Origin of the sequence: Pseudomonas sp. (assembly GCF_017744435.1) — a bacterium.
Classification (GTDB): domain Bacteria; phylum Pseudomonadota; class Gammaproteobacteria; order Pseudomonadales; family Pseudomonadaceae; genus Aquipseudomonas.
In genome coordinates this window covers 1-8,424 of the sequence record NZ_JAGIBG010000060.1, presented here as the reverse complement: position 1 = coordinate 8,424, position 8,424 = coordinate 1, and the positions used below count along the sequence as shown (strand labels likewise).

Sequence of the window (8,424 nt, the reverse complement as noted above, 5' to 3'; positions counted from 1 at the left end):
CTCCTACAGGTTACGCATTCGCCTGTAGGAGCGGCCTTGCCGGGGCGCCGGACCGGTCGGAAAGGGCCGCAAAGCGGCCCCAGCATTCTAGAAGGTGTAGGAAACCCCGGCCTGCACCGTGCGCGGCGCCCCCGGGTACACATAGGTATTGAACGCCCCTTCGTCATAGCCCTTGTTGAACACGTTCTTCACGTCCAGGTTCAAGCGCACGTGCTCGTTGACCTTGTAGAAGCTCAGCAGGTCAACCACGCTGTAGCGCTCCATGGTGTAGGTAGTGGCCGCCGTCTGCCCGGCGCGGTCATCCACATACTTCACGCCAACCCCCAGCCCCAGCCCCTTGGCCAGTCCATCCTGGAACTCATACGTGTTGAGCAGGCTGAAACTGTTGCGCGGGATGTTCGCCAGGCGGGTGCCGGTGGGGATGCTGTTGTCCTTGGTCACCTCGGCATCGACGTAGGCGTAGCCACCGATCATCCGCCATTCCGGGGTCAGATTGCCGGCCACGTTGATATCCAGGCCGCGGCTGCGCACTTCGCCGGCAGCGACGCTGTAGGTGCCGGTCGGGTCGTTGGGGTCGCGGGTCAGCACGTTTTCCTTGACGATGTGGTAGATCGCCGCGTCCACGCTCAGCTGACGGTCCAGCGCTTCCCATTTCACGCCCAGCTCGTATGACTTGCCCTTTTCCGGGTCGAAGCCAGTGCCTTGCAGGCTCACGCCGCTGTTGGGCTTGAACGAGCGCGCGGTGTTGGCGTAGACGGCAACGGTGTCGGTCAGGTCGTAGATCAGGCCGAAGCGCGGGGTGACGCCGTTTTCGCCTTTGTTGAAGTCACCGGCATTGTTGAGCTTGTTGTCGTAGTCATGCTCGTAGCGCTCGAAACGTACCCCGGCGAGGGCTTTCAGGCGCTCGGTCAGGGCTACCTGGTCCTGGATGAAGGCCGCCCAGGTCTTGAGGTTTTCCTGGTCATGGGTGGTGGTGCGGGTCAGGGCAGGGCGCGGCTGGCCCAGCACCGGGTCGAAAATGTCGATCGGGTAGGCGCCGGTACCTGCGGCCGAACGCTGGATGATCGAGTTGTAGTCGTAGTCTTCGTATTCGATGCCGGTGAGCAGGGTGTGGGCCAAGCCACCGGTGTCGAAGTGGCCGGTGAGGTTAAGCTGGTAGTCGCGGTCGGTCCACTCCAGCTTGCGGTAGTTGAAGTTGCGCCCCAGGGTGCGACCGTCGGCCTGCAGGCCGTTGGCTTCCACGGCGTTGCCCTTGAGCGAGCCGTCCAGCCATTGCAGGCCGCCGCCCAAGGTCCAGTTGTCGTTGAGCAGGTGCTCGAAGCGCAGCTGGGCCATGTTGTTGTCGTTGTGCAGCAGGTTGTCGCTGCCTTTTTCCCAGATGTTGGTGTCGCGCGAGGCTGTGCCGATCTGGCCGGGCAGGCGGGTCAGGCCGCGGTCCAGCGGGTGGTTGTTGCGCATGAAGTCACCTTCGAAAATGACCTTGGTGGCATCGTTGACCTGCCAGCTGATCACCGGCGCCACGTCATAGCGCTCGCTTTCGACATCGTCGCGAAAACTCTCGCCACCTTCGCCCAGCACATTCAGGCGATAAGCCAGCGAGCCATCGGCGTTCAGCGGCCCGGTGGCATCCAGGGTCGCCCGGTGCATGCCCTGGTCGTCGAACTGGCTACCGAGGGTCACCTTGGGCTCGGCCAGCGGCTGCTTGCTGACCACGTTGAAGGTGCCACCCGGGTCGCCACGGCCATACAGGCTGGTGGCCGGGCCGCGGATCACTTCCAGGCGCTCGACGGTATTGGCATCGGGGGCGTTGGGGTAGCCGCGGTTGATCGGGAAGCCGTTGCGGTAGAACTCCCCGGTGGTGAAGCCGCGCACGGTGAAGGTGGTCAGGCCCTGGCCGCCGAAGTTGTTGGCGCGGCCGACGCCACCGGCATAGTCCAGGCCGTCCTGAAGGCGGGTGGCACCGGTGTCTTCGAGGACATCCCTGGGCACTACGCTGATCGATTGCGGGGTTTCGTGCAGGGCGGTGTCGGTGCGCGTGGCACTGGCCGAGCGGCTGGCCTTGTAGCCGTCCACCGGGCCATCGGCGCGCTCGCTGTCGGCGCTGCTGGTGATGTTCAGGGCCTGGAGTTCGATCCGGGCCGGGTCATTGAGCGGCTCGGGCTCGGCGAGGGCCAGTGGGGAGATAGCTTGAAGCACACAAAGCGAAACGAACGTGCGACGCATCGACGGTACGATCCTGGAGTAGGGCGCTGAGGGGAAGTGTGGGAAGCGCCGAGAAACTACTACGAATCATTATCAAATGCATTCTTTTTAATTTGAACTGGTGTGCCAGATACCATGCACTTGGCAGGCCCGGCCCTTTCGCGGGTAAAGCCGCTCCAACAGGGGCCCCGTCGCTCTGCAGGCTGGTGGTATACCTGTGGGAGCGGGCAAGCCCGCGAAGAGGCCAGTTCAGGCAGCCCAAAGCTCAGCGAGCGTCCTTTATGGCCAGCACATTGCACAACGGATGCTCCAGCACGTGCGCCGTGGTGCCGCCGAGGAACGTCTGCATCGCATCATGCCGATGGCTGCCCATCACGATCACATCGACCCGGCTGTGGCTGACGAACTGGGCAATCGCCCGGATCGCCGCACCCTCGACAAAATGCCGTCGTTCCAGCGGGATCTGGTGGTGGTCGCCCAGCCGGTTGAACGCCCCACGCTGTGCCGTGCGCACACTGCCATCGAAGCCCGGCATGGTGACGGTGCCGGCACCAAAGTCGGCGATATGGGTCTTGGCCGCATCGCACACATGCAGCAGGTGCAGCTCGGCGTTGCATTGCAGGGCCAGGGCATGGGCGGTGTGGATCACCTGATCGTCCAGATGTTCGCCTGCCCCTTGGCAGTTGAGGTCCACCGCTGCCGCAATCTGCCGGGGCAGCGGCAGGCGGATGTCGCTGACCAGGTGCACGGCCACCGGGCTTTCCTTGAGCAATTGCCAGTCCAGCGGCGTGACCAAAAGGCGCTTGAGTACCGGTTCATGCTGCACGTCCTTGATCAGCAGGTCGCAACCCAGCCGTTCGATGCGTTCAAGCACGCTGCCCAGCGGGTCCCGGGTCAGCAGCAGTTCGGTGGAAACATCGAGCCCGGCATTGCCCAGTTGCTCGGCCTCGTCGGCCAGCCACTGGCGGTTGTCGCCGAGCAGCCGTTCACGCTCGCGGCCATCGCTCATCAGGCCAAACGTGTCGACATCGTCGACGAACACATTGATATCCAGCAGGGCACCACTGGACTCGGCCAGCGCCGCCGCGCGCTGCAGCGCCGGGGTATGGCGCATTTGCGGGCCGAGCATGACGAACAGACGCTTGAACTGGCTCATCGCACACCTCCACGTGTGGCAGCCCCCCGGTTCAGCATAGCTTTTGTGTGAAATTCATATCGAATGGAATTTTTCATAACTAGCATTTTTACCAGTATTGAATTCGCATAATGGGAGGTAGATTACAAGTACTGGTTTATGGAGGAGACGTAGCTGTGAGGAGGATATTTTACCAACGCGGCCGTGTAGCCTCGGTCTTGGAGGCTGGTGCCTGGGAGTCGTATGTTTGTGCTGCCGATCAAACCGTGGCAATCGATTCAGAAAAAAAGGAAGCCGCTGTCAAGCTGCTGGTAAATGATCAGGCCTCTACTGTGCTTGCGGGAGTCCAAGCTTCGCGTCTGCAACATCAAATATTTAACGTCTATGGATTCAGCATTGATTTAATTGTGGCAGTTGGATTCAATGGACAGCCTGTGGATCGTCTGACAAGAAGGTACCAACTCGGTCATGGTCATAGAGAGTATGATCCTGCAATCATGAGGTTTACTTCTGCAGATGGATTGAGCCCATTTGGTAAAGGCGGAATTAATGCGTACGCCTACTGTGAAAATGATCCTGTCAATAAAAGTGATCCTTCTGGTCAATGGGGAGGGAAAAGGTTTTCTTTACCAGAAATTCGTGTTTTTGGAACGACGAGGCGTCGTAATAGTGCTTTATCACCTCTGGGCGGTAGCTCCTCGGCGAATCCTGTGGATGCCAGGGGACCGATGTCGCGTTTCATAGCAGGTGGAGAGTTGAATGAATTGCTGGCAAAGCCATTCAATCGATCCTACTACGAAACTCAAACACCTGTGAGCGCATGGGGGGAACTACTTGATGGTGGGTATATTGACAGGTATCAATTCAATGCTCTTATGTCAATCAGGAGATACGCCATAGAGGAGGCATCATTTTCTAATATGAGAGGATATCCAATTCCTGATGGTTGGCGTGTAGGTGTGCAGGCAATTACAGAAAGCGCAACGTTCAAGCTAAATTTTTCGTCAATGATGAGTAAGCTCTACACTCCTACGGATAGCGAATTTAACGACTTTGCAAAGCGAGCAACTCACTATATGACTAATGCAACAGTTTTCGGAGCGGCTACGAGCGCATCATCCTTGCGAGTCAGTTGATAAACAGGCATTTCACGCTGTATCGGTCTGGCGACCATGACCATGGTGACCCTCGGTACCATGCCCGGGCGGGCTACCATTTTCTATGAACACCTGACACCGGTGTAACTCGTGGATTGTCGGGTATGATGCAGCCCCGACATTTTTCACGAGGCCTGTCCCATGTCCCTGAGCGCTGAACAGATCGGCGAATTCCAAGCCTTCGCCGAGCAGCTGGCCGATGCCGCTGCACTGGCGATCAAGCCGTATTTCCGCGCCAGCCTGGAGGTCGAGGACAAGGGCGGGCGCCTGTACGACCCGGTGACCGTGGCCGACAAGGCGGCCGAGGATGCCATGCGTGAGCTGATCCAGGCGCGCTACCCGGAGCACGGCATTCTCGGTGAAGAGGCCGGCGTGGCGGTGGGCAGCAGCCCGCTGACCTGGGTGCTCGACCCGATCGACGGCACCCGCGCGTTCATTACCGGCCTGCCGTTGTGGGGAACGTTGATTGCCCTGAACGACGGCACCCGCCCGGTGGTGGGCGTGATGAACCAGCCGTTCACCGGCGAACGCTTCGTCGGCACCCCGGAAGGTGCATGGCGCAGCGGCACGCCACTGGAGACGCGTGCGTGCGCCGACCTGGCTTCGGCCACGCTGATGTGCACCACGCCGGACATGTTCGACACAACCGCACGCAAGGCGGCGTTCGAAGCTGTGGCTGGCAAGGCGCGGCTGATGCGTTACGGCGGTGATTGCTATGCGTACTGCATGCTGGCCTCGGGCTTTGTCGACGTGATCGTCGAGGCGAGCCTGCAGCCGTACGACGTGCAGGCGCTGATGCCGATCATCGAAGGGGCGGGCGGGGTGATTACTGCGTGGGATGGCAGCAGCGCGCAGAATGGCGGGTGTGTGGTGGCCTGTGGTGACCCGGTGTTGCATGCGCAGGTGGTGGAGATGCTGCGTCACGCCATGTGATTGATGGGTTGCCTGTACCGGCCTCTTCGCGGGTTTACCCGCGAAGAGGCCAGTGCAAGCTTCCAACCTCCCCAGAAACCGCACTTTTCCTGATTTCCGGGCTCTATGATTGGCCTGGCTGCACTGATTCCCAGCGCGGCCGCCGATTCTGACCCGGTGCCGATGGTTGCAAGCAATTCCCGAATCCTCTCTAGCCTGCTGCTCGCCGGCACCCTCATAGGCCTGGCCGGCTGCAGCCAGCAGCAAGGCCACGACATCGTCAGCCAGTTTGGTAACGGCAAGCCCAGCGAGCTGTTCCAGACCAGTGTCGACCGCATGGCCACACTGGCCATGCGCGACAACCTGCAGAGCCTGTACTTGCTGATGAACAAGCTGTACCTGCGCAACCCCAACCAGTGGAAGATGTCCGGCTACCTGGATGCCGCCACCGCCGAGCGGCAGATCCGCATCGCCATCGAGCAGCGCCAGCCGTTGCCGCAACTGGGCAACCGCCGCGACCTTGCAGCCCTGAGCTACGCCCTGAGCCCGGAGTTTCGCGGCGACCGGGTCGGCGCCTTCATCTACGCCATCGGCAGCATGCTGATCACCGCGCACGGCGGGCGTATCGAGTTCTACATGACCGATACCCTCGACCCGTTGTTCATCAACAACGCGGCGCGCAATATCGAAAAAGCAACGTGGATGCTCAGCCAGCGCCAGGATGCCAATGGGGTGCTGTTGCTGTTCTCCAACGAGATCTCGGAGGAGGGCAGCAACCTGAGTTTTGCCGTGGAGTTCGGCAAGATCGTGGCGCGGCTGGACTTGCTGGCGGAGTTGCTGGATGAGCGGTATCGGCGGATCGGGCTGAATTACGCGCAGAGCTTGCTGTTGATGAACTTCCTGCCTGTGCAGTGATTTTTGAAGGATTCAGGATTCGAATAATCCATGCAAACCTGGTATTTCTGATAGTGGCTGAGGGGCCGGGGTGGGTGCATAATCGACAAAACACTGTGGGTGTCTTCCATGAGAGAAAATTTATTCTATTCGGGGTTGAAACTGTCGAATATATTAAGTGATAGGGGTAATCGCTTTTTGTTTCAAACCGAGTTGGGTAGCCTTGCGGAAGGGGGCAAGGGCTTTGTTGATCCTGATGTCTTGCTTGTGACTGATGCGCTTAATTCTACTGTCGGTTGCGTGTCGCGGGGCTCTTGCCTGCCTGAATCGACTAATTACACCCCTTACGGTTTTTTTGGAGGCGTCCGGGCTCATCAATATTTGGCTTCGTTTGTTGGGCAGAGGTTTGATGAGCGTATCGAGGGGTATCATCTAGGTTCGGGCTATAGAATCTATAGTCCAATATTGATGCGTTTTTTATCATTTGACAGTTGGAGTCCCTTCGGCAAGGCGGGAATAAATGGGTATGTCTACTGCGGCAATAACCCCGTTAATGCTCATGATCCCACAGGTCATATAACATCTCAGGCTCAGTGGCGGTCCATAAGGGCGGAGTTTAAAATCCAAAGGGAGCTTCGCATCCAAAATCTGGCCCTGAATCGTGCGTGGAGTGGATTTAAGGTAGGTCTTCCAAGCGACTTATCGAAAGCCGATGCAGCAAAAGTGATACTCCGAGCTCAGGAAATTCATAACGACTTTTCCCGGAGAGCTTCTACTTTGGCTCCAGGAGCGTTGACGGAGTTTGTACATGAAAATCCTCCGGCGATGTATTCCGTTACACTGCAAAGTGCTGAAAGAACGCGTGGTGCGCTGATGGAGCGTGCCAGGCCAGCTGATTTTCGGGGTATAACTACATATGACAGAGACTTTTTGAATAAATTGTTTCGCCCTGGGTTTGATAATGCTCGCAGGGCTTTGATGATTGACGCTTATTCTGATTATCTTAGAGATTATAAGGTGGACGGCATTTTTGGACTTGATAAATTTACTAGTAGTGTCCGGTCAATGTTGGACGAGAGCTCATCACGATATCGCACCTCAAGTATCGTTCGCAATCAAGCGAAACAGATACGTCGATTAAGTCGGCGTTGACCTTAAAATAATGCTCGTATTGCTTGTTCATACCGTTGTCTAGCGAGGGTCATACTGTTGTTATGCGTCGCCCCTGGCACCAGCAGTAATGTCTTCGGCTCCTGTGCGGCTTCGAACAGTTCCTGGCTGAAGCGCGGCGGCACGAAACGGTCATCCAGCCCGTGCACCAAAAGCACGGGCAGTCTGACATCCTTGATCTTGTCCAGCGAATCGAACTTCTGCGACATCAACCAGCGCACCGGCAGTGATGTATTGGCAACAGCCGCTGCCGCATCGCCCAGCGATGTGAAGGTCGACTCCAGGATCAGGCCACGCGCAGGTGCTGCACTGCCATCCTTCTGTGCTTGGCCGGCCAGCTCGGTGGCCAGCTCGACAGCCACGGCGCCGCCGAGCGAATGGCCGAAGATCAGGCGCTTGCCGGGGTCAGGCTGCAACTGCACGAAGCGCTCCCAGGCGATGCGTGCATCCTCGTAGACCGTGGCTTCGGACGGCAGGCCGCCACGGCTCTGGCCGAAACCGCGGTAGTCCACGGCCAGCACCGAATAGCCCATCGCGTGCAGCTGCTCGATGCGGAACAGCTGGCCGGTGAGGTTCCAGCGCACGCCGTGCAGGTAGAGGATGGCCGGTGCACCGGCGCGTTTGGCAGGCCACCACCAGGCATGCAGGCTCTGGTTGTCGGTGAAGCTGCGTGGGCGCAGGTCCAGTTCCTGCACGTCGTTGGGCAGGCCGTGGAACCAGCTGGCCTGTCCGGGCTCGATGCGAAACAGCAGTTCGCGTTCCTTGTGCTGCAGCACCGCGCAGCCAGCGGGCAGGCCGATGACCATCAGGGAGGCGCACAACCAGGTGAGCCAGCGGCGGCGCAGGTGAGTGAGGAAGAGGGTAGGCATGCCGGGTTTTTAACAGATGCGCAGGGGTTGATGTCGGAAAAGTTACCGAGCGGTGCTGTGGCTAGGTTGCAAGCTGTTTCTGTAG

The 8,424-nt window shown here is 59.0% G+C and carries 7 protein-coding genes; 4 read left to right on the top strand and 3 right to left on the bottom strand.

Annotated features, from left to right (window positions below; translation table 11 throughout):
- Positions 1 to 87: 87 nt before the first annotated feature.
- Entirely contained in the window at positions 88 to 2,223 is a 2,136-nt protein-coding gene (locus tag J7573_RS25315) for a TonB-dependent siderophore receptor (RefSeq protein WP_294341273.1), read from the bottom strand.
- Between the two features lie 244 nt (positions 2,224 to 2,467).
- Positions 2,468 to 3,358, bottom strand: coding sequence for a universal stress protein (locus J7573_RS25310; RefSeq protein WP_294341271.1), 891 nt, complete (start codon positions 3,356 to 3,358; stop codon positions 2,468 to 2,470).
- Between the two features lie 245 nt (positions 3,359 to 3,603).
- Between J7573_RS25310 and J7573_RS25305 the strand changes: the two genes are divergently transcribed.
- From J7573_RS25305 to J7573_RS25290, 4 genes are all read left to right on the top strand, one after another.
- On the top strand, positions 3,604 to 4,473 hold the full coding sequence (locus J7573_RS25305; RefSeq protein ID WP_294341270.1) for an RHS repeat-associated core domain-containing protein: 870 nt from the start codon (positions 3,604 to 3,606) through the stop codon (positions 4,471 to 4,473).
- A gap of 162 nt (positions 4,474 to 4,635) precedes the next feature.
- Positions 4,636 to 5,427 carry a histidinol-phosphatase gene (gene hisN, locus J7573_RS25300; protein ID WP_294341269.1) on the top strand — a complete coding sequence of 264 codons (792 nt, stop codon included), beginning with the start codon at positions 4,636 to 4,638 and terminating at the stop codon, positions 5,425 to 5,427.
- 162 nt (positions 5,428 to 5,589) lie between these two features.
- Positions 5,590 to 6,321, top strand: a complete 732-nt coding sequence (locus J7573_RS25295) for a hypothetical protein (RefSeq protein WP_294341268.1) — start codon at positions 5,590 to 5,592, stop codon at positions 6,319 to 6,321.
- A 108-nt stretch (positions 6,322 to 6,429) separates the two neighbouring features.
- Complete coding sequence (locus J7573_RS25290; RefSeq protein ID WP_294341267.1) at positions 6,430 to 7,452, top strand: RHS repeat-associated core domain-containing protein; 1,023 nt, start codon at positions 6,430 to 6,432, stop codon at positions 7,450 to 7,452.
- A gap of 2 nt (positions 7,453 to 7,454) precedes the next feature.
- Here J7573_RS25290 and J7573_RS25285 read toward each other — a convergent pair whose 3' ends face one another.
- A complete protein-coding gene (locus J7573_RS25285) occupies positions 7,455 to 8,339 on the bottom strand; it encodes an alpha/beta hydrolase (RefSeq protein ID WP_294341266.1) in 885 nt (294 codons plus the stop codon).
- Positions 8,340 to 8,424: the final 85 nt, after the last annotated feature.

Bases quoted from the DNA above. Each gene is read 5' to 3' on its own strand.
- J7573_RS25315 (WP_294341273.1), bottom strand. From the start codon at position 2,223: ATGCGTCGCACGTTCGTTTCGCTTTGTGTGCTTCAAGCTATCTCCCCA.
- J7573_RS25310 (WP_294341271.1), bottom strand. From the start codon at position 3,358: ATGAGCCAGTTCAAGCGTCTGTTCGTCATGCTCGGCCCGCAAATGCGC.
- hisN (WP_294341269.1), top strand. From the start codon at position 4,636: ATGTCCCTGAGCGCTGAACAGATCGGCGAATTCCAAGCCTTCGCCGAG.
- J7573_RS25295 (WP_294341268.1), top strand. From the start codon at position 5,590: ATGGTTGCAAGCAATTCCCGAATCCTCTCTAGCCTGCTGCTCGCCGGC.
- J7573_RS25290 (WP_294341267.1), top strand. From the start codon at position 6,430: ATGAGAGAAAATTTATTCTATTCGGGGTTGAAACTGTCGAATATATTA.
- J7573_RS25285 (WP_294341266.1), bottom strand. From the start codon at position 8,339: ATGCCTACCCTCTTCCTCACTCACCTGCGCCGCCGCTGGCTCACCTGG.